Raw genomic sequence first — 21292 nt, forward strand, 5'->3', positions numbered from 1 at the left:
CCCTCGGTCACTTGCCGGTGACGATGCCCGGGTTGATGCAGAGACCCGGGTTGGCGCCGTTCTTCTCCGCGATCTCCAGGCAGCGGGTGACCTTGTCGACCTTCGCGTTGGTCTCGGTGATCTGCTTGGAGATCTCGGCGTTCTTGCGGTCCTGCTCCAGGTTGCGGGTCTGCGCCAGCTTGTCCTGGAACGCCTTGATGTTGCCCTCGGTCTTGTCGTCGTGGTTCACCCGGGTGATGGTCACCGAGAGGATGTCCACGTCGGTGGCGAGGCGGGTCTCCGCGCTGGTCTTGATGTTCGCCGCGAACGGCTTCAGGTCGACGTTGAGGTCGCCGGTCTGGGCGTCGATCTTCTCCAGCGGGTTGTACGCGGCGAAGGCGTCGTTCACCGCGCTGTCGAGCTGCACGCCCACCCGCTGGCCCCGGAAGCTGCCGAAGTCTCCCTTGTAGTCCATGAACTGCTTGGGCGCGTTCTCCGGCTTGACCTGCCACTCGATGAGAACCTCGACGCAGGCGTCGGCGAGCGTGCCGGTGCGGACCCGTACGCAGTTGTCGCCGCCGATGTGGTCGTACTTCTGCCGGCCCGCGTCCCACTCGCCGACCTTCTGCCACGGCGCCACCCACTTCAGCCCCGAACCGGTCACCTCGCCGGTGGGCTTGCCGAAGCTGGTCACGATGCCGACCGAGCGGATGGGCACCGAGTGGGCGCTGGAGACGACACCGACCAGCACGGTGAGCGCGAGAAAGGCGAACGCCGCGAGGACGGCCATCCGCTTCAGGGGCCGCGCGGAGGTGACGAGGGCCAGGACGGCGCTGATCGCCAGGGCGACGGCGAAGACGATCGCCATGGTGAAGCCGACGGGCATGGGTTGGGGGCCTTTCGTTGGGCTGTGTGGATCATCAACCTAGGAGGCGCGGTCAAGTCGGCGGCGCTGGGGAGTGGCGTCGGCACACGTCACCTGCCGGTCGAATATGGATGCCATCGACATGGTTCGACTTACGCGGCCCCCCGTAGGTTTCGTCCACGCGACGGACCTGTGACCACGGTCACCGGATCGACCGTCGCCGTGACGTGCGGAGGATGGCGATGGCCGGGCAAGCGCTCCTGTCGGCCCGTGGGCTGACCCGCGACTTCCGGGGCTTCCGGGCGGTCGACGACGTCGACCTCGACGTCGCCTCGGAGAGTGTGCACGCGCTGGTCGGCCCGAACGGCGCCGGCAAGACCACCCTGTTCAACCTGCTCACCGGCTTCCTGCGGCCCAGCGCCGGGCGGATCGAGCTGGCCGGGCGGGACGTCACCGGGCTGCCGCCGGAGCAGGTGGCCCGGCTCGGCGTGGCCCGCTCGTTCCAGATCACCAGCCTCTTTCCGCAACTGTCCGCCCGGGAGCACGTGGCGCTGGCCCTGCAGTCGCCCAGTGGCCTGGGCTGGCGGTTCTGGCGTTCGGCGAAGCTGATGGCCCGCTACACCGAGCGCGCGGACGAGTTGCTGACCATGGTGGGGCTGGTCGACCTGGCGCAGGCCCCGTCCGAGTCACTGGCGTACGGCCGCAAGCGGGCCCTGGAGCTGGCCATCGCCCTGGCACTCGACCCGAAGGTGCTGCTGCTCGACGAGCCGACCGCCGGGATGGGCATGGAGGACGTCGACCGCACCGTCGAGCTGATCAGCCGGGTCCGCCAGGGCCGGACCGTGGTGATGGTCGAGCACAACATGAGCGTGGTCGGCCGACTCGCCGACACCGTCACCGTGCTGCAGGCCGGCAAGGTCCTCGTCGAAGGCCCGTACGAGCAGGTCCGCGCGGACGAGCGTGTGATCACCGCCTACCTGGGAGCCGCTGATGCTGCGCATTGAGAACCTCTCCGCCGCCTACGGCGAGGCGCAGGTGCTGCGCGAGGTCAGCCTCCAGGTCAGCGCCGGCGAGGTGGTCACCCTGGTCGGGCGCAACGGCGCCGGCAAGTCCACACTGCTGCGCTGCGTGATGGGGCTGCACTCCGGCCAACGCGGCACGATCGAGCTGGACGGGCGCGACATCACCAAGCTGCCGGCCCACAAACGGGCCCGGCTCGGGTTGGGCTGGGTGCCCGACGACCGGGGCAGCTACGCCACGCTGACCGTCACCGAGAACCTCACGCTGCCGCCCACGGTCGGCCCCGACCCGTGGTCGCTGGAGCGGGTGTACGAGGCGTTCCCCGCCCTCTACACCCGGCGGGACTCCGCGGCCACCATGCTCTCCGGCGGCGAGCAGCAGATGCTCGCGCTGGCCCGGGTGCTGCGGATGGGCGCCCGGCTGCTGCTCTGCGACGAGCCCACCGAGGGGCTCTCGCCGCTGCTGGTGCAGCAGGTCGGTGACCTGCTGCGCGAGGCCAAGCGGCACGGGGTGACCGTGCTGCTGGTCGAACAGAACCTGCACTTCGCCACGGGTGTCGCCGACCGGCACTACCTGCTGGCCGAGGGGCGTGTCGCCGAGGCGATGGACAACTCCGAGGTGCGTTCGCGGGAACGCGAGCTGCTCGCGTACCTCGGGATCTGATTTTCCAAACGACGACCCGCGCGACGAGGCACGGGATGGATGGAGTGGGCATGCGCAGGACGATGGGTGTGGCCGCGGCGTCGGCCGCGGTGGTGCTGGTCGCCGGTTGTGGCGGCGGTGGCCCCCAGTCGAGTGGCGACGGGAAGCTGACCGGCGACAAGATCGTGCTGGGCGTGCTCAACGACCAGTCCGGGGTGTACTCGGAGTTGTCCGGAAAGAACTCCGTGACGGCGGTGGAGATGGCCATCGCCGACTTCACCGCGAAATACGGAGACAAGGCGGTGACCAAGGACATCACCGTGGAGACCGCCGACCACCAGAACAAGCCGGACGTTGCCAACTCCAAGGCCCAGGAGATGTACGACCGCAAGGGCGTCGACCTGATCCTGGACGTGCCCACCTCGTCGGCCGCGTTGAAGGTGGCCGACGTGGCGAAGGAGAAGAAGCGGCTCTACTTCAACATCGGTGCGGCGACCACGGATCTGACCGGCAAGAGCTGCAACAAGTACACGTTCCACTACGCGTACGACACGTACATGCTGGCCAACGGCACCGGGAAGACGACGACCGAGCAGATCGGCAAGAACTGGTACATCCTCTACCCGAACTACGCCTTCGGTCAGGACATGGAGAAGAGCTTCTCCACCGCGATCACGGCGGCCGGCGGCACGGTGGTGGGCAAGGACGGCGCGCCGTTCCCGAACACCAGCGGCGACTTCTCCACCTTCCTGCTCAAGGCGCCGAACCTGAACCCGAAGCCGGACGTGCTGGGCACCATGCAGGCCGGCGCGGAGCTGGTCAACGTGGTGAAGCAGTACAACGAGTTCAAGCTGCGTGACAAGGGCGTCGACCTGGCGGTGGGGCTGATGTTCCTCACCGACATCCACTCGCTCACCCCGGCCGCGTTGGCGGGTACCACGTACACCGACGCCTGGTACTGGAACTTCGACGCGAAGAACCGGGAGTTCGCCGACCGCTTCCAGCAGAAGGCCGGCACCCGGCCGACCTTCGCGCACGCGGCCAACTACTCCGCGGCCCTGCAGTACCTGGAGGCGGTGCAGGCCGCCGGGACGGACGACGCGGACGCCGTCGTCAAGGGCCTGGAGGGCAAGACGGTCGAGGACGTCTTCCTGCGTAACGGCAAGATCCGTGCCGAGGACCACCGGGTGGTGCACGACGCGTACCTGGCCCAGGTGAAGCCGCAGTCCGAGGTCACCGAGCCGTGGGACTACGTGAAGGTGCTCAAGACGATCCCCGCCGCCGAGGCGTTCCGGGCGCCCTCGGCGGACTGCAAGCTATGACCGGATTCGCGCAGAACACGTTCAACGGGCTGGTGAGCGGGGCGTTCTACGCCCTGCTCGCCCTCGGGCTCGCGGTCATCTTCGGCATGTTGCGGGTGGTCAACTTCGCGCACGGCGCGTTCTACATGCTCGGCGCGTTCGGGGCGTACGTGCTGCTCACCGAGGCGGGTGTGCCGTTCTGGGCGGCCCTGGTGATCATGCCGGTGGGGTTGGGCCTGCTCGGCATGGCGCTGGAACGCGCCGTGATCCACCGGCTGACCAAGCTCGACCCGCTCTACAACTTCCTGCTCACCTTCGGCCTGACGCTGATCCTGCAGGACCTGGTGAAGCTGCGCTACGGCGTGCAGTCCAGCCCGTACGCCACGCCGTCGCTGCTGAGCGGGTCGGTCGATTTCGGGCTCTTCGACTTCCCGACGTACCGGGTGTTCATCCTCGGCTTCACGGTGCTGCTCTGCGTCGCGGTGTGGTGGGCGCTGACCCGGACCCGGATCGGCATGGTGGTCCGCGCGGCCACCGAGCGGCCCGACCTGACCCGCGCGTTCGGCATCGACGTCGGGCGCTGGGTGACCCCGGTCTTCGGCTTCGGCATCGGGCTGGCCGGTCTCGCCGGGGTGCTGGCCGCGCCGATGCGCGCCGTCAACCCGCTGATGGGAGCCGACCTGATCATCGTGGTGTTCGCGGTGGTCGTGATCGGCGGGCTGGGCTCGATCTTCGGTTCGGTCGCCGCCGGCTTCGGCATCGGCCTGGTGCAGGCATGGGGCGAGTCGTACCTGTCCAACTTCCCGATCGTCTCCCAGACCATCGTCTTCATCGTGATGGCCGGCGTGCTGCTCTGGCGCCCGGCCGGCCTGTTCGGTCGTGAGGAGGCTCCCGCATGACCAGCACCGTGGACACGCCCGCCGATGCGTCCCGCTCGACACCACCGTCCGGGCTGCTCGCCGTGGCTCAGGCGCCCGGCTGGGTGCGGTACGCGCTGCTCGCCGTCGGGCTGGCCATCGCGGCGTGGCTGCCCAACGGCCTCTACCCGGCGGTCGCGGTGGACATCCTCTGCTGGGCGTTGTTCGCCGTGGCGGTGGACCTGCTGCTCGGCTTCACCGGGCTGATGTCCTTCGGTCACGCCGCGTTCTGGGGCACGTCGGCGTACGTCACGGGGTTGGTGGCCATCCACGTGGGCCTGCCGTTCCCCCTGGCCGTGCTGGCCGGGGCGCTCGCCGCGGCCGTGCTGGCGGTGCCGATCGGCTACCTGGCGGTGAAGCGGACCGGCATCTACTTCGCCATGGTGACCCTGGCCTTCGCGCAGATGGTCTACTACGTGGCCAACGAGTGGCGCTCGGTGACCCAGGGCGAGAACGGCCTCCAGGGGGTGCCCCGCGAGCTGTTCGGCGTCGACCTCACCGACGACTACTTCTTCTACTACGCGATCCTCCCGATCGTGCTGCTCGGGCTGGCCGCCGCCTGGCGGATCGTGCACTCACCGTTCGGTCGGGTGCTGGTCGGCATCCGGGACAACCCGGCCCGGGCGCGGGCGCTGGGCTACCCGGTGCACCGCTACAAGCTCACCGCGTTCGTGCTCTCCGGTTTCATCGCCGGCCTCGGCGGTGGGCTGTTCGCGGTCGGCCACCGGTTCGTCTCGCTGGACGTGCTGCACTGGACCACCTCCGGCAAGGCGGTCATCGTGGTGGTGCTCGGCGGGATCGGCACCCTCTGGGGCGGGGTGCTCGGCGCCGGCATCGTGGTCCGGCTGGAGGACTGGTTGTCGTTCTCCGGGTTCGAGGCGATCGGCCTGGTGACCGGCGGCATCTTCGTCCTCGTCGTGGTGTTGTTCCGGCGCGGCATCTGGGGCAGCGTCGCCGCACTGGCCCACCGGCTGGCGGCGCGTCGCCGGTAGATCCGGCGACGGCGCATCCGCCAGGCGCCCGCCGAGCGAACCCCCGGGTAGCGAACGTCTACCCGGGGGTACGTGTGGTGCTGACCGATCCGATGCCGGCGGAGGCCGTCCAGATCGCGTACAAGCAGGTTTCGCTGGCCGCCGAGGACCTGGACGGCAACGGTGTCGCCACGTTGGTGCTGGAGTTGGCCGACACCTGGGGTGTGCCGGCGCTCTGGGAGCAGGTCTGCCGTCCGTTGCTGGCCGGGCTGCCGGGGCGGGGCGCGACCGAGGTCGCCGTCGAGCATGCCCTCTGCGAGGGGGTCCGGGTCGGGTTGGACGTGCACCGCCGGGAGCCCGGCCGGTCACTGCCCGCCGGCGGGGTGCTGCTGGCCGGCGCTGAGAAGGAGGCGCACTGCCTCGGCCTGCACGCGCTCGCCGCCGCGCTGCGCGAACAGGGCCGCGGTTGTCTGAATCTCGGCCAGGCGCTGCCCTGGTCCGCGCTGACCAGCGCGGTGTTCCGGGCACGCCCGCACACCGTCGTGCTCTGGTCGCAGACGCCGGCCACCGGCCGCGCGTACCGCCTGGTGCGTCTCGCCCGGGATTTTCCGCTCCTGCGGGTGTACGGCGCGGGGCCGGGCTGGATCGAGCCGCTCACCGGGCGGGTGGGCCACCTCGGCACGTTGCCGGACGCCGTCGCCGCCTGCCTGGCCGTCGCGCCGGAGCGTGATGCCCACCACATACGATACGGATCGGTCCCGTATCGTTAATCCGCCCCGTACGCTGATCCCCGTTACGAGTCTGGCCCGTATCGTATTGCGTGGCGGGTAAAGCGTGGGGGGAATTCAGGCATGGAGCTGCACAACAACACGGGCCACCCGAGGAGGTGGGCGATCCTCGGAGTGCTGGTGATCAGCCTCCTCGTGGTCGTCCTCGACAACACGATTCTCAACGTCGCCCTGCGCACCCTGGCCGACCCGGCGCACGGCCTCGGCGCCAGCCAGGGCCAGCTGGAGTGGGCCATCAACTCCTACACGCTGGTCTTCGCCGGGCTGCTGTTCACCTTCGGGGTGCTCGGCGACCGCGTCGGCCGCAAGCGCTTCCTGATGGTCGGGCTGGCGCTGTTCGGCCTGGCGTCGCTGCTCTCCGCGTACTCCGACAGCCCCGGCCAGCTCATCGCGGCCCGTGCCCTGATGGGCGTCGGCGGCGCGGCCATCATGCCGGTGACGCTGTCGATCATCTCGAACGTCTTCGACCCGCGTGAGCGCGGCCGGGCGATCGGCGTCTGGGCCGGCGCGGTCGGCCTCGCGGTGGCGATCGGCCCGATCCTCGGTGGCGCGCTGCTGGAGCACTTCTGGTGGGGTTCGGTCTTCCTGATCAACGTGCCGGTGGTCGTCGCGGGCGTGGTCCTGGTCGCACTGCTGGTCCCCGAGTCGCGCGACCCGCGGCCGGGCCGCGTCGACGTGCTCGGCGTCCTGCTCTCCGTGGTCGGCCTGGTCGCCCTCTCCTACGGCATCATCGACGGCGGCGAGCACGGCTTCGACCGCCCGCTGGCCTGGGGCTCGATCCTGGTCGGTCTCGCGGTGCTGGCCTGGTTCGTCCAGCACGAACGGCGCAGCGACCACCCGTCGCTGGACGTCCGGCTCTTCAAGATGCCCCATTTCGCCGCGCCGGTCGCCATCGTCGGCCTGGTCTTCTTCGCCGCGATGGGCTCGATGTTCTTCGGCTCGTTCTACCTGCAACTGGTGCGTGGCTACAGCCCGCTGCAGACCGGCCTGCTCTTCCTGCCCTTCGCCGGCGCCCAGCTGATCTTCGCGCCGCGTAGCGCCGCGATGGTCCGCCGCTACGGAGGCCGGGCCGTCGCCACCGTCGGGTTGGCGCTGACCGCGGTGTCACTCGCCGCGTTCGTCTTCATCGGCGCGTCCACCCCGATCTGGATCGTGCTGCTCGTCTTCCTCATCCAGGGCGCCGGAATGGCCAACATCATGCCGCCGGCCACCGAGTCGATCATGTCGGCGCTGCCCCGGGAGAAGGCCGGCGTGGGCTCCGCGATCAGCAACACCGTCCGTCAGGTGGCCGGCGCGCTCGGCGTGGCGATCCTGGGCTCGGTGCTCTCCGCGGTCTACCGCAGCGACATCGGCGACGCGTTGACCGGCCTGCCCGCGCAGGCCCACGACGCGGCCAACGAGTCGATCTCCGGGGCGTACGCGGCGGCGGGCCAGCTCGGCCCGGCGGCGCCCGCGCTGATCTCGGCGGCCAACGACGCCTTCGTCACCGCCATGCACTGGGCGGCCGCGCTGTCCGCGGTGATCGCCGCGCTCGGGATCATCGTGGTGCTGCGCTGGATGCCGGGGCGGGAGGCTGTCGCTGCCGCACCGGCGCCGGTCGCCGAGCCCGAGTTGGCCGGCACGGCATAGGTTCGCGCACAATGTCGGACATGACGTCCACTGCTGATGCTCCGCGGTCGCCTGGGCGACCGCGGAGCATCCGTGCCGACGAGGCGATCATCGAGGCCACCCTCGACCTGCTCGCCGAGGGCAGCACCGTCGAGGCACTCTCGATCGAGGCAATCGCCGCCCGCGCCGGGGTCGGCAAAGCCACCATCTACCGCCGCTGGGCAGGCAAGAACGCGCTGCTGCTGGATGCCCTGCGCCGACTCAAGGGCATCATGGCGCAGCCGGCCGGCCACTCGGTCCGCGACGACCTGGTGCTGCTGGTCGGAGCGATCGGCAAGAACATCGACCCGCGAGCGGCGAAGATCATGCCCTGCCTGGTGCCCGCGGTGAACCGCAGCCCGGACCAGTTCCAGCTCTACCAGAACATCATCGCGCCCCGGCGGCAGCTGATGCGCGACGTGCTGCGGCGCGGCATCGAGGAAGGGCTGCTCCGGCCCGACATCGACGTGGAGGTGACGATGGCGCTGCTCACCGGGCCGATGTTGATCCAGCGGGTGCTCCAGTGGAATCCGGAGCTGGACGAGCGGACCCTGCCGGTCCAGGTCGTCGACGCCGTGCTGGAGGGCATCCGCGTCCGCTGACGCCGACGTGGCCGGCTGGCGGTGGTCAGCCGGCCGGGGCGCGCAGCCGGTGCAGGCGCAGCGCGAGCTGCACCTCCAGCGCGCGCTCGGGCCGCTGCCAGTCGGCACCCAGCAACTGCCCGACCCGCTCCAACCGCTGGGTCACCGTGTTGACGTGCACGTGCAACTGCTCGGCCGCCCGAGCCAGGCTGCCACCCACCCCGAAGTACGCCTCCAGCGTCTTCACCAGAGCCGTGCCCCGCCGCGCGTCGTAGTCGACCACCGGCCCGACGGTGGCGCTGAGAAACTGCGTCACGTCCGTCTCACCCCGGTCACCGACCGTGCCCAGCAGCAGCCCGACGAAGCCCAGCTCCGCCGTGCTCGCGCCCTGACCGGCCCGGCCCAGCGCGCCCAGCGCCGTCAGGCACCGGTCCGCCTCATGGAACGTCCCGGCCAGCGCCGCCGGCCCGTTCGACGGGCCGCTCGCCCCGGCGGTCACCGGTCGGCCGGTCACCCGGGACAGATCCCGGGCCACCGCGCGGGCACTGCCACCGGCGTCCAGCCCCGGCAGCATCAGCACCACCCGACCGTCGCGCGCCGCCGCCAGCCCACCACGGGCCGAGGCGTACGTGGTTGCCCAGGAGAGCACCCGCTGGCGGGCCGAGCCGGTCGCGGCGATCGCGTCGTCGCCCACCGCCACCAGCACGTGCGGTGCGTCCAGGTCCACCCCGAGCCGCCGGGCCCGGCTACGCAGCGCGTCGGTGTCCCGCAGCGGGCGGGCGATCAGGTCGTCCAGCAGCTCGCCGCGGACCCGCCCCTCCGCCTCGGCGACGGTCCGGCGGAACAGCAGCAGCAGCGCGGTCACCAGCGCGGCCCGCTCCAGGATCCGCTGGTCGGCGTCGACCAACTCGTCGTCCGGGCGCAGCACCAGGGCACCCAGGTTCTCCGCGCCCGCCACCACCGCCGCGTACCAGAGGGGGCTGCGCCGGACGCTGCGTCCCTCCGTCCGGGATGCGGCCACCGCCTCGACGATGTCCGCGCGGTCGGGCTCGTCGATCTCACCGACCCGGGCCAACAGGCGGCCCTCGGCGTCCAACGCCAGCAGCGCGCCGCCCAGCACCTCCGTCACCGCGGCCGCCACGTCCTCCACCCCGCCGCCGCGCAACACCAGCGCGGTCATCCGGTCGTGTGCCGCCGCGGCCCGCTCGACCGAGCTGCTGTGCGCCCGGATGGTGGTGTTCGCCGCCGACAGCTCGGCCAGCGCCGAGCGGGTCTCGGTCAGCAGCCGGGCGGTGTCGATCGCCACCGCGGCGTGCGCGGCGAGCGAGACCAGGAGCGCCACCTCCTCCCGGACGAACGGCCGGGCCGAACGGTTGGCCGCGTAGAGCACCCCGATGGAGGTGGAGCCGAGCCGTAGCGGCACCCCGAGGATCGCCACCAGGCCCTCCTCCCCGACGCCGGCGTCGATCTCGCCGGTGTGGTGGAAGCGCGCGTCCTCGCCGTAGTTGGCGGTGACGTACGGGGCGCCGGACTGGGCCACCAGACCACCGAGGCCGGCGCCCATCGGCAGGCGCAGCCGCTGGAAACGGGCCGAGACCGACCCGTCGGTCACCCGCATGTACGTGTCGCCGCGCTCGTCGTCGTTGAGCGTCATGTACGCCACGTCGGCACCGAGCAGGTTGCGGGCACGATGCACGATCGCCCGCAGCACGTCGTCCAGGTCGCGCAGTCCGGCCAGGTCGCTGACCGTGTCGTACAGGCCGGACAGCTCGGTCTCGCGGCGGCGCCGACGCTCCAGCAGCGCGCGGACCCGCAACGCCACGGACTTGGCCTGCTCCAGCTCGGCCAGCCGGTCCGGCGGCAGCCCGGCGGCCCGAGCGGCCACCAGTGGTCCCTCGAACTCGACCGCCGCGGCCTCACGGGCGAGCAGTTCCAGGAACTCCACCGGCGATGACATGGTCGACATTGTGCTCAGGCCCACTAGTTGGCCGTCCAGCCCCCGTCGAGGGCGATCGACGCGCCGGTGATGAACGCCGCCGGCGGCGAGCAGAGGTACGCCAGCAGCTCGGCCACCTCCTCCGGTTCGATCAGTCGCTTGATCGCGGCCCGGGCCAGCATGATCTTCTCGATCACCTCGTCCGCACCGATGCCGTGGCTGGCCGCCTGGTCGGCGATCTGGCTCTCCACCAGGGCGGTACGCACGTACGCCGGGTTGATGCAGTTGGCGGTGACCCCGTGCGCGGCGCCCTCCAGGGCGACCACCTTCGACAGCCCTTCCAGGGCGTGCTTGGCCGAGACGTAGGCCGCCTTGTACGGCGAGGCACGCAACCCGTGCACCGAGGAGATGTTGACGATCCGCCCCCACCCCCGGGCGTACATGTGTGGCAGCGCCCGGCGGATCAACAGGAACGGCGCCTCCACCATCACCCGCTGGATGTACTCGAAGCGTTCGACGGGAAAGTCCTGTACCGGCGCGACGTGCTGAAGCCCGGCGTTGTTCACCACGATGTCCACGTCCACGTCGAGGCGGTCCACCGCCGCGGCGTCGGAAAGGTCGACGCCCTCGGCCCGGCCGCCGGCCTCGGCAGCCACCGCCTTGGCCGCCTCCAGGTTGCGGTCCACCACGAGCACCTTGGCGCCGGCCGCGCCCAGCCGCAGGGCGCACGCCCGCCCGATGCCGCTACCGCCCCCGGTGACCAGGGCGGTCCGACCGGCGAGGTCGACCTGTACGACGTGGGGGACCGCCACGGGTTCTGCCGTCATGGCGCAAGAAGTTACGAGCTGTGTGCTCCCCGGCACATGGGTCAGCAACACATACTCCGCACCAAAGCTGTGTGGCCCCACCCGCCCGCCTCGCGGTCCGCCCTGCCACCCGCCCTCGCCCCGCCGTCCGGGGTCGGGTGTTCAAGATCGTGCTCGATCCAGGATCGAGTGGTATCGGCGCGTCGGTGAGGCCACTACTTCCTGGATCGAGCGCGATCTTGGCGCGGCGCGGGCGCGGGCGCGGGGCGCGGGGGCGTGTCCCGTGGGGCCGGTGGGAAGGCGGGCAGTTAGGGTGTCGAACACACGTACTGCTGACGGTGGGGGAGGGTGCGGCGTGCGGGTGTTGGGGGTGGACCCGGGGTTGACCCGGTGTGGGGTGGGCGTGGTCGAGGGTGTGCCCGGTCGTCCCTGCACTCTGATCGCCTACTACGTGGTCTACACCGACCCGGCCGACGACCTGTCGCTGCGCCTGCTGCACCTGGACCGGTCGTTGACCGACCTGGTCGCCGAGCACCAGCCGGAGAGCGTCGCCGTCGAGCGGGTGTTCAGCCAGCACAACGTCCGTACGGTGATGGGCACCGCACAGGCCAGCGGCGTCGCCGTGCTGGCCGGGGCGCGCGCCGGTCTGCCGGTGCAGACGTACACCCCGAGCGAGGTGAAGGCGGCCGTGACCGGGTCCGGTCAGGCCGACAAGGCGCAGGTGACCGCCATGGTGACCAGGCTGTTGCGGCTGGACGAGCCACCGAAGCCGGCCGACGCCGCCGATGCGCTCGCCCTGGCCATCTGCCACGTTTGGCGCGGTGGGACCCGCTCCAAGCTGGCCGCGGCAGCCGACCGGGCACGACGAGGAGGAGCACGATGATCGCCAGCGTGCGCGGCACGGTGACCGCGACCGGTCCGGACCAGGCCGTGATCGAGGTGGGCGGTGTCGGCCTCGCCGTGCACTGTGCCCCGGGGACCCTCGCGGAGCTGCGGGTCGGTCAGGTCGCCCGGCTCGCCACCAGCCTGATCGTGCGGGAAGATTCGCTGACTCTCTACGGCTTCGCCGACGACGACGCCAAGTCACTGTTCGAGCTGCTCCAGACGGCCAGCGGGGTTGGCCCGCGGTTGGCCCAGGCGGTGCTGGCGGTGCACACCCCGGACGCGGTGCGCAAGGCGATCGCCAACGCCGACACGGCCGCGCTGACCCGGGTGCCCGGGATCGGCAAGAAGGGCGCCGAACGCCTGGTGCTGGAGCTGCGCGACCGGATCGGCCCGGTGCCGATCGGCGCCGACGGCGTGACCGGGGTGACCCGTGGCAGCTGGACCGACCAGGTTCGGCAGGCGCTGGTCGGGCTGGGCTGGACGGCCGGTCAGGCCGATCAGGCGGTGGCCGCGGTGGCGGAGACGATCGAGGGCGAGACTCCGCCGGTGCCGGTCCTGCTCAAGCAGGCCATCCGCCTGCTCGGTCGCACCCGATGAACGCACGGCCGCGAATGAAGAGGGCACGATGAGCGAGACCGACGGGCTTGTCTCGGCGTACGTCAACGACGCGGATCGGGACGCGGAGGCCACGGTGCGGCCGAGGCGGCTGGCCGAGTTCATCGCCCAGGACCGGGTGCGCGATCAGCTCGACCTGTTGTTGCAGGGCGCGATGCGGCGGGGGTCGCCCCCGGATCACATCCTGCTCTCCGGCCCGCCCGGGTTGGGCAAGACGAGTCTGGCCAACATCGTCGCCGCTGAGCTGGGCGCGGGCATCCGGGTGACCAGCGGCCCGGCGATCGAGCGTTCCGGGGATCTGGCGGCGATCCTGACCAGTCTCGCCGAGGGCGACGTGCTCTTCATTGACGAGATCCACCGCATCGCGCGGCCGGCCGAGGAGCTGCTCTACAGCGCCATGGAGGACTTCCGGGTCGACGTGGTGGTCGGCAAGGGGCCGGGGGCGACGGCGATCCCGCTGGACGTCGAGCCGTTCACCTTGGTGGGCGCGACGACCCGTTCGGGCCTGTTGACGGGACCGATGCGGGACCGGTTCGGCTTCGTCGCGCACCTCGACTTCTACGCTCCGGCGGATCTGGAGACGCTGCTGCACCGCTCGGCGCGGATTCTCGGCGTGCCGATCACCCCCGAGGGTGCGACCGAGATCGCCGGCCGGTCCCGGGGCACGCCGCGGATCGCCAACCGGCTGCTGCGCCGGGTCCGCGACTACGCGGAGGTCCGGGCCGACGGGTTGGTGGATCTCGACACCGCTCGTGCCGCCCTGATCGTGTACGACGTGGACGCGCTCGGGCTGGATCGGTTGGACCGGGCGGTGCTGACCGCGCTGGTCGACTCGTTCCGGGGTGGCCCGGTGGGTCTGTCCACCCTTGCCGTGGCGGTGGGGGAGCAGCCGGACACGGTCGAGGAGGTCTGTGAGCCGTTCCTGGTCCGGGCGGGTCTGTTGGCCCGTACGCCCCGGGGTCGGGTGGCTACCGAGGCTGCCTGGCACCATCTGGGGCGCACTCCACCGAATGGTATCTTTGGTGCGGATAGTCCTCCTGTGCCCGATCTGTTCTCCTTGGACACCGATCAGCCGTGATGTGAACGTGATCTGTGCCGCATTCGGTGTTCTCAGGTGCAGGGTTTAGACTTCGCCGCGGTCTGTACAGGACGTGAGAATCCGCCTCCGCTCCGGCACCCCCCGTGCCGGGCAGGTGGCCAATGGGAAGGTCAGTAACCGTGGAATACCTAGCAGCGGGCAGTGGGGCCGGCGGTTTCACGCCGATCCTGATGATCGCCCTGCTCTTCGGTGTCATGTACTTCATGATGATCCGGCCCCAGCAGAAGCGCCGCCGCGAGGCGGAGTCGATGCAGTCCAACCTCGGCCCCGGCGACGAGGTCGTGACCATCGGCGGGCTCTACGGCACGGTCACCGGCATCGAGGACGACACCGTCCTGATCGAGGTCGCCCCGGGCGTGCAGACCCGCTACGCCCGCCCGGCCATCGCGCGCGTTGTCACCCGCGCGGAGCTGCCGAGCGAGCCGGTCAGCGAGGACGCCGACACCGTCAAGGACTGACCCCCTTCTCCCGGGGGTGGCGAAACCGGCGTACGGCCGGTCGACCGGCTTCCGGGCCACCGCGCCCGACGGGGCAGCGGACAAGACGTGAAAACTGGATAGTTGGGTCGACGCCGGGCGTCGGCACGTTCCCGTGACCGTCGGCGTTCCGCGCCGGTGTGTCCGGTCCTCGTGTCGGCATCTCGTCGGCTCAGGTCAGACCCGTCGGCCGGGACCCCCGGCCCGACACCGCCGCCGCTGCGCACAGCGGCGCGACCGTACAGGGAGACAGGACAGCCGTGGCACCACCTCAGGGACAGATGCGCCCCGGGCGGCAGCTCGCCGTGCTCGGGTTCATCTTCGTGGTCCTCTATCTTCTGGTGTTCTTCTCTGGTGCCAGCGGCAGCTTGAAGGACCGGCTCGAGCCTCGGCTCGGCCTGGACCTCATCGGCGGCACCCGGGTGACGCTGGAGGCGACCAACAGCGTCGACGGCAAGCCTCCGACGGCGGAGAACCTCGAAGAGGCCCGCCAGATCATCGAGAGCCGGGTCAACGCGTTCGGCGTGGCCGAGGCCGAGGTGGTCACCGAGGGCAACCGGAACATCGTCATCTCCCTGCCCGGTGAGAACCGGAACCTCGACGACGTGGGCGAAGCGGCCGAGCTGCGCTTCCGCAAGGTGCTCAAGGCCGCCGACGGCAGCGGAACGGCCGCCGTGCCGCCGCCGGCCGCGACGCCGACTCCGTCGGGCAGCCCGGCCCCGTCCGGCAGCGCCACCCCGACCCCGTCCGGCAGCGCCGCGCCGAAGGTGACCTCGTCGCCCAGCGGTGGTCAGGGCGGAATGGCCCCGGCGTCGCCCAGCGCCACGCCGAGTACCTCCGCGTCCGCCTCGGCCACGCCGAGCGCCGCGCCCAGCGCCAGCGCCAGCGCCGAGCCGGTGCCGGCCAGCATCGAGGAGCAGCGCAAGGCCGTCGAGCAGAAGGTCGGGGCCCCCGCGTGGCAGGCCGCGAGCGGGCTGCAGGCCCCCGCCGACCTGACCGCCGACCCGTCGCTGGCCGACAAGCTCAAGCCGTTCGGCACGCTGTCGCCGCAAGAGGTCGCCGTGCTGCCGGCGCAGATGCAGTTCAACGTGCCGACGATCGGCTGCGCGCAGCTCGACAAGCGTCCGCCGGCGTCGATCTCCGACGCGAAGCAGCAGGTCGTCTCCTGCGAGGACGGCGCCTCGAAGTACCTGCTCGACCAGGCCAAGGTGCTGGGCACCGACGTGTCCGACGCCGATGCGGTGCTGGACCAGACCAACGCCTGGGTGGTCAGCCTGGACTTCACCGGCGACGGCCAGGGCAAGTGGACCGCGCTGACCCGTGAGGCGTTCAACAACGAGGGCCAGGCCTGCGACGCGACCGCACTGGGTCAGGACGGCAAGTGCCGGGTGGCCGTCGTGCTGGACAACCTGATCGTCTCCTCCCCGGAGATCCAGGGCGTGCTGACCGGCAACTCCCAGATCACCGGCAACTTCAACCAGAAGGACGCCAGCGCGCTCGCCGGCCAACTGCGCTACGGCGCGCTGCCGGTGACCTTCGAGCAGCAGGAAGCGCAGAACGTCACCGCCACGCTGGGTGCCAGCCACCTGCGCGCCGGTCTGCTCGCGGCCGGCATCGGCATGCTGCTGGTCATCATCTACGCGTTCTTCTACTACCGGCTGCTCGGCTCGGTGATCTTCCTGAGCCTCATCCTCTCCGCGCTGCTGGTCTTCGGCGCGCTGGTGGTGCTCGGCCGGCAGATCGGCTTCACGCTCACCCTCGCCGGCATCGCCGGCATGATCGTCTCGCTAGGTGTGGCGGCGGACTCGTTCGTCATCTACTTCGAGCGGTTGAAGGACGAGATCCGGGAGGGGCGCAGCCCGCGTAGCGCGGTACCCCGCGCCTGGATGCGGGCACGACGCACGATCATCTCGGCCAACGCGATCACCCTGCTCTCCGCGGTGGTGCTCTACGTGGTCTCGGTCGGCACGGTCAAGGGCTTCGCCTTCGCCCTCGGCCTGGCCACCGTGCTGGACCTGGTCGTGGTCTTCCTCTTCCGGCACCCGATCATGACGATGTTCGCCCGGACCCGGGCGTTCCTGTCCCCGCGGGTCAGCGGTCTGGGCCGGGCGTTGCCGGCCCGCAACCAGCAGACTCAGCCCCGCAACCCGCGCGCCAAGGAGGCCTGAGATGGCTGAAAACGGTCTGGCGAGCCGCCTTTACAACGGCGAGGCCGGTCTCGACGTCGTCGGCCGCCGCAAGGTCTGGTTCGGTGTCGCCGGGATCCTGATCCTGATCGCGCTCCTCAGCTTCGGGCTGCGCGGCTTCAGCCTCGGCATCGAGTTCGCCGGCGGCAACTCGTTCCAGGTGCCGGCCAGCGTCGGCTCCCTGGACGACGCCGAGCGGGAGGTCAACTCGGCCCTCGCCGCCCAGAACACCGGCATCGAGGTGGTCACCGCACAGAAGGTCGGCGGCACCGGCGGTGACACCTACGAACTGCGTACGCCGCAGCTCGACGCCGGGCAGACCAACGCGGTCAAGGGTCAGATCGCCGAGGATCTCGGCATCAACGCGGACCAGATCAGCAGCAACCAGGTCAGCGAGGCGTGGGGCAGCCAGGTGACCGAGCGGGCCGTGCTCGGTCTGGTCATCTTCATCGCGCTGGTGATGGTCTACCTGATCCTGCGTTTCGAGTGGCGGATGGCGGTCGCCGCGGTCGCGTCACTGTTCACGAACCTGATCCTCACCGCCGGCATCTACTCGCTGGTCGGCTTCGAGGTCACCCCGTCGACGATCATCGGCTTCCTCACGATCCTGGGCTTCGCGCTCTACGACGTGGTGGTGGTCTTCGACAAGGTCCAGGAGAACACTCGCGGCATCACCGCGAACAACAACCAGACGTACGGCGAGGCGGCCAACCTGGCCGTCAACCAGAGCCTGATGCGGTCACTGAACACCTCGGTGGTCGCTCTGCTGCCGGTCGGCGGTCTGCTCTTCATCGGTGCCGGCCTGCTCGGCGCCGGCACGCTGAAGGACCTCGGCCTGGTGCTGTTCGTCGGTATGGCGGTCGCGTTCCTCACCTCCATCCTGGTGGCCACGCCGCTGCTGGCGCTGCTGAAGAACTACGACCCGCGGATCCAGGCGCACAACAAGCGCGTCCTGGCCCGCCGGGGGGCGCTCGGCCGTGGCGAGGTCACCGGGAAGGGCTCCGCGAGCCCGGCCCCGGCCGACGCGACCGATGAGCCGCTCGACCCGGACGCCGCCGCGCTGGCCGGTGCCGCCCCCAAGGTGGGCGCTCGGCCGGCGGGCAAGCGGCCGACCGGTGCCCGGGGCGGTCGCCCGGGTGGCGGCGGCAACCGGCCGGGTGGCGCCAAGCGGCGCTGACCCGCCAGGAAACACCCGAACGGCGTCCGGCATGCTGTGCGAGCAGCATTGCCGGACGCCGTCGTCGTTGAAGGGAAACGAAACAGCCGTGACGGAGACCCACAGCACCGCGGCGCGCGGGGACAGCGGCCCGGAGGCCGCCCGACTGGTGGCCAGCCGGGTGTTGGACGTGCCCGACTTCCCCAAGCCCGGCGTCATGTTCAAGGACCTGATGCCGTTGTTCGCCGACGGGAAGGCCTTCCGTGAGGTGACCGACGGGATCGTCGCGTACCACGGGCGGGACACCTTCGACGTCGTGGTCGGCATCGAGGCGCGTGGGTTCGTCGTCGCCGCGGCCATCGCGTACGCGGCCGGGGTGGGCGTGGTGCCGGTGCGCAAGGCCGGCAAGCTGCCGCGCGCGGCGCACTCGGTCTCCTACGCCCTCGAATACGGCGAGGCGACCCTGGAGGTGCACGAGGACGCGTTCACCGCCGGGCACCGGGTGCTGGTGGTCGACGACGTGCTGGCGACCGGCGGCACCGCCGAGGCGACGCTGGAGCTGGTCGAGCGGGCCGGCGGGACCGTCACCGGTTTCACCGTGTTGCTGGAACTCGGCTTCCTGGGTGGGCGCAAGCGGCTGGCACCGCGACCTGTTCATGCCCTGTTGACCGTCTGAGCAGGTAGGCGCCCGGTTGACCGTTTGAACAAGTCCGCGCCCTGTTGACCGTTTGGTCCCAGACCCGTCGGGCGGAGCCGGCGCCGACCGTCCGGCGGAGCGGCAGGGGGCCGTCCGTGCGGGTAGCATTGCCCTTTGCTGACGCTGGCGGTACCCCGCCGGCGGCGCGAGACCAGGCCGGCCGATGTTCGGCCGGTGTGTTTCCGGCGAGCGGTGAGGAGGCCGGTGTCCCACGATGTCGTCCCTCCGGCGGAGGGCACGGTGCACCCGACAGGCGACGCTGACGGCTCGGTGACCGACCGGACAGGCGACGCGTCGGCCCGGGTGACGGGCAACGGCTCCGGCAAAGCTGCGGGCGAGAGCGCGGTGCGTCCGACCAGCGGCCCGCCGAGCGCCGAGGCGTCTCCCGGCGCCGATGGTGTGGTGGTGCCGTTCCCGAGCGACGCCGGCGTCGATCCGTCGCCGAGCGGTGGCTTCGGGCTGTCCAACGCGCCCACCGGCCGGCGGGTCCGGGCCCGGCTGGCCCGGTTCAACGCGCCCTGGCAGACCTCGCAGGTCAGCGAGGTGCTGGAGCCGCTCATCGCGAGCCACCGCGACAACCACCCCAAGGCCGACGCCCGCCTGCTCCAGCGCGCCTTCGACACGGCCGCGCGGTGGCACTCCGGGCAGTACCGCAAGTCCGGCGACCCGTACATCACCCACCCGCTCGCGGTGGCGACCATCCTCGGCAACCTGGGGATGGACACCACCACGCTGGTCGCCGCGCTGCTGCACGACACCATCGAGGACACCGAATACACCCTCGACGCGATGCGCGCCGACTTCGGTGGCGAGGTCGCCCTGCTGGTCGACGGCGTCACGAAGCTCGACAAGGTCAAGCTGGGCGACGCGGCCAAGGCCGAGACGATCCGCAAGATGGTCGTGGCGATGGCCAAGGACCCGCGGGTGCTGGTGATCAAGCTGGCCGACCGGTTGCACAACATGCGCACCCTGACCTTCCTGCCCCGCCCCAAGCAGGAGCAGAAGGCCAAGGAGACGCTGGAGATCCTGGCCCCCCTCGCGCACCGACTCGGTATGAACACGATCAAGTGGGAGCTGGAGGATCTCTCCTTCGGCACCTTGTTCCCGAAGCGCTACGAGGAGATCAACCGGCTGATCGGTGAGCACCAGCCGCAGCGTGAGGCGCTGCTGCGGCAGGTGACGCAGAAGGTGCAGACCGACCTGAAGGCCGCCAAGATCAAGGCGGAGACCACCGGGCGGCCGAAGCACCTCTACTCGATCTACCAGAAGATGATCGTGCGAGGTCGCGACTTCAACGACATCTACGACCTGGTGGGCGTTCGGATCCTGGTCGACACGGTGCGCGACTGCTACGCGGCGCTCGGCGTGATCCACGCCAACTGGCAGCCGGTGCCGGGTCGCTTCAAGGACTACATCGCGATGCCCAAGTTCAACATGTACCAGTCGTTGCACACGACGGTCATCGGGCCCACCGGCAAGCCGGTGGAGATGCAGATCCGCACCTACGCGATGCACCGCACCGCCGAGTTCGGCATCGCCGCGCACTGGAAGTACAAGGAGCACAAGGGCACCCAGATCGTCGGCCCGCCCGCACACATCGACGAGATGACCTGGCTGCGGCAGCTGCTCGACTGGCAGCGTGAGGCGGCCGACCCGAGCGAGTTCCTCGACGCGCTGCGCTTCGACCTGTCCAGCCAGGAGGTGTACGTCTTCACCCCGAAGGGTGACGTCATCCCGCTGCCGACCGGGTCGACGCCGGTGGACTTCGCGTACGCGGTGCACACCGAGGTGGGGCACAAGTGCATCGGGGCGCGGGTCAACGGCAAGTTGGTGCCGCTGGAATCGACGCTGTCCAACGGCGACGTGATCGAGATCTTCACCTCGAAGTCCGAGACCGCCGGCCCGACTCAGGACTGGCTGGGCTTCGTCAAGAGCCCCCGCGCCCGGACGAAGATCCGCCAGTACTTCAACAAGGAGCGGCGCGAGGAGGCGATCGAGGCCGGCAAGGACGCGATCGTCAAGGCGATGCGCAAGCAGGGCATGCCGTTGCAGCGGATGCTCACCTCCGACGCGCTCATGTCGATCTCGCGCGACCTGCACCTGGCCGACGTGGCCTCGCTCTACGCGGCGGTCGGCGACAGCCAGGTCTCCGCGCAGTCGGTCGTGCAGAAGCTGATGGCCGCGTACGGCGGCGAGGAGGGCGCGGCGGAGGACATCGCCGAGACCGCCGTCGCCACCCGGCCACCGCGCAGCCGGCAGAGCAGCAGCGACCCCGGTGTCGTGGTCCGTGGCGTCAGCGACGTCTGGATCAAGCTGGCCCGCTGCTGCACCCCGGTCCCACCGGACTCGGTGTTCGGCTTCGTCACCCGCTCCGGCGGTGTGAGCGTGCACCGCGACGACTGCGCCAACGCCGAAGACCTGCGCGCGCAGAGCGAGCGGGTGGTCGAGGTGAGTTGGAAGCTCACCTCCGCCTCGACGTTCCTGGTCGCCATCCAGGTCGAGGCACTGGACCGGCACAAGCTGCTGGCCGACGTCACCCGGGTGCTCTCCGACGAGCGGGTCAACATCCTCTCCGCCACCGTCACCACCACCCGCGACCGGGTGGCGGTGAGCCGGTTCAGCTTCGAGATGGCCGACCCGAAGCACCTGGGCCACCTGCTGGCCACGGTCCGCAAGGTCGACGGCGTCTTCGACGCGTACCGGGTCACCTCCGGCGCCTGACCAC

The 21292-nt window shown here is 70.7% G+C and carries 19 protein-coding genes; 16 read left to right on the forward strand and 3 right to left on the reverse strand.

What is annotated here, in order from left to right; genetic code table 11:
• Window positions 1-7: 7 nt before the first annotated feature.
• Complete coding sequence (locus HNR20_RS25085) at window positions 8-865, reverse strand: SPFH domain-containing protein (protein WP_184184465.1); 858 nt, start codon at window positions 863-865, stop codon at window positions 8-10.
• A gap of 221 nt (window positions 866-1086) precedes the next feature.
• Between HNR20_RS25085 and HNR20_RS25090 the strand changes: the two genes are divergently transcribed.
• The 8 genes from HNR20_RS25090 to HNR20_RS25125 all read left to right on the forward strand — a co-directional run bounded on the left by HNR20_RS25090 (window position 1087) and on the right by HNR20_RS25125 (window position 8732).
• Window positions 1087-1848, forward strand: a complete 762-nt coding sequence (locus HNR20_RS25090) for an ABC transporter ATP-binding protein (RefSeq protein WP_184184468.1) — start codon at window positions 1087-1089, stop codon at window positions 1846-1848.
• The gene (locus tag HNR20_RS25095) at window positions 1835-2527 is read left to right on the forward strand and encodes an ABC transporter ATP-binding protein (RefSeq protein ID WP_184184471.1); all 693 of its coding nucleotides are present in this window, start codon (window positions 1835-1837) and stop codon (window positions 2525-2527) included. Before HNR20_RS25090 ends, HNR20_RS25095 begins: the two co-directional genes overlap by 14 nt.
• A 50-nt stretch (window positions 2528-2577) precedes the next feature.
• Window positions 2578-3828, forward strand: a complete 1251-nt coding sequence (locus HNR20_RS25100) for an ABC transporter substrate-binding protein (protein ID WP_373291095.1) — start codon at window positions 2578-2580, stop codon at window positions 3826-3828.
• On the forward strand, window positions 3825-4706 hold the full coding sequence (locus HNR20_RS25105; RefSeq protein ID WP_184184474.1) for a branched-chain amino acid ABC transporter permease: 882 nt from the start codon (window positions 3825-3827) through the stop codon (window positions 4704-4706). Before HNR20_RS25100 ends, HNR20_RS25105 begins: the two co-directional genes overlap by 4 nt.
• Window positions 4703-5716, forward strand: coding sequence for a branched-chain amino acid ABC transporter permease (locus tag HNR20_RS25110; protein WP_184184477.1), 1014 nt, complete (start codon window positions 4703-4705; stop codon window positions 5714-5716). The genes HNR20_RS25105 and HNR20_RS25110 overlap by 4 nt, the downstream gene beginning before the upstream one ends.
• Window positions 5717-5793: 77 nt before the next feature.
• Window positions 5794-6465 carry a transcriptional regulator gene (locus HNR20_RS25115; RefSeq protein ID WP_229687341.1) on the forward strand — a complete coding sequence of 224 codons (672 nt, stop codon included), beginning with the start codon at window positions 5794-5796 and terminating at the stop codon, window positions 6463-6465.
• 81 nt (window positions 6466-6546) lie between these two features.
• On the forward strand, window positions 6547-8112 hold the full coding sequence (locus HNR20_RS25120) for an MFS transporter (protein WP_184184480.1): 1566 nt from the start codon (window positions 6547-6549) through the stop codon (window positions 8110-8112).
• Between the two features lie 11 nt (window positions 8113-8123).
• Window positions 8124-8732, forward strand: coding sequence for a TetR/AcrR family transcriptional regulator (locus tag HNR20_RS25125; RefSeq protein ID WP_184184482.1), 609 nt, complete (start codon window positions 8124-8126; stop codon window positions 8730-8732).
• 25 nt (window positions 8733-8757) lie between these two features.
• Here HNR20_RS25125 and HNR20_RS25130 read toward each other — a convergent pair whose 3' ends face one another.
• Both HNR20_RS25130 and HNR20_RS25135 read right to left on the reverse strand, forming a co-directional pair.
• The gene (locus tag HNR20_RS25130; RefSeq protein WP_184184485.1) at window positions 8758-10677 is read right to left on the reverse strand and encodes a helix-turn-helix domain-containing protein; all 1920 of its coding nucleotides are present in this window, start codon (window positions 10675-10677) and stop codon (window positions 8758-8760) included.
• 14 nt (window positions 10678-10691) lie between these two features.
• On the reverse strand, window positions 10692-11474 hold the full coding sequence (locus tag HNR20_RS25135; protein WP_184184488.1) for a 3-hydroxybutyrate dehydrogenase: 783 nt from the start codon (window positions 11472-11474) through the stop codon (window positions 10692-10694).
• Between the two features lie 334 nt (window positions 11475-11808).
• Here HNR20_RS25135 and ruvC point away from each other — a divergent pair, with 334 nt between their 5' ends.
• The 8 genes from ruvC to HNR20_RS25175 all read left to right on the forward strand — a co-directional run bounded on the left by ruvC (window position 11809) and on the right by HNR20_RS25175 (window position 21288).
• Complete coding sequence (gene ruvC, locus HNR20_RS25140) at window positions 11809-12336, forward strand: crossover junction endodeoxyribonuclease RuvC (protein ID WP_184184491.1); 528 nt, start codon at window positions 11809-11811, stop codon at window positions 12334-12336.
• Window positions 12333-12935 carry a Holliday junction branch migration protein RuvA gene (ruvA, locus tag HNR20_RS25145; RefSeq protein ID WP_184184494.1) on the forward strand — a complete coding sequence of 201 codons (603 nt, stop codon included), beginning with the start codon at window positions 12333-12335 and terminating at the stop codon, window positions 12933-12935. Before ruvC ends, ruvA begins: the two co-directional genes overlap by 4 nt.
• A gap of 28 nt (window positions 12936-12963) precedes the next feature.
• Window positions 12964-14031, forward strand: a complete 1068-nt coding sequence (gene ruvB, locus HNR20_RS25150; protein ID WP_184184497.1) for a Holliday junction branch migration DNA helicase RuvB — start codon at window positions 12964-12966, stop codon at window positions 14029-14031.
• A gap of 122 nt (window positions 14032-14153) precedes the next feature.
• Window positions 14154-14510, forward strand: coding sequence for a preprotein translocase subunit YajC (gene yajC / locus HNR20_RS25155; protein ID WP_221309906.1), 357 nt, complete (start codon window positions 14154-14156; stop codon window positions 14508-14510).
• A gap of 278 nt (window positions 14511-14788) precedes the next feature.
• Window positions 14789-16696: a protein translocase subunit SecD gene (gene secD / locus HNR20_RS25160; protein ID WP_184184500.1), complete on the forward strand. Its 1908-nt coding sequence runs from the start codon at window positions 14789-14791 to the stop codon at window positions 16694-16696.
• Between the two features lies 1 nt (window position 16697).
• Window positions 16698-17891 (forward strand): protein translocase subunit SecF, encoded by a 1194-nt coding sequence (secF, locus tag HNR20_RS25165; RefSeq protein WP_184184503.1) that lies wholly within the window; start codon window positions 16698-16700, stop codon window positions 17889-17891.
• An 88-nt stretch (window positions 17892-17979) separates the two neighbouring features.
• Window positions 17980-18546, forward strand: a complete 567-nt coding sequence (locus HNR20_RS25170) for an adenine phosphoribosyltransferase (RefSeq protein WP_184184506.1) — start codon at window positions 17980-17982, stop codon at window positions 18544-18546.
• 225 nt (window positions 18547-18771) lie between these two features.
• On the forward strand, window positions 18772-21288 hold the full coding sequence (locus HNR20_RS25175; RefSeq protein ID WP_184184508.1) for a RelA/SpoT family protein: 2517 nt from the start codon (window positions 18772-18774) through the stop codon (window positions 21286-21288).
• Window positions 21289-21292 lie beyond the last annotated feature (4 nt).

It is taken from the genome of Micromonospora parathelypteridis (genome assembly GCF_014201145.1).
GTDB classification, from domain to species: domain Bacteria; phylum Actinomycetota; class Actinomycetes; order Mycobacteriales; family Micromonosporaceae; genus Micromonospora; species Micromonospora parathelypteridis.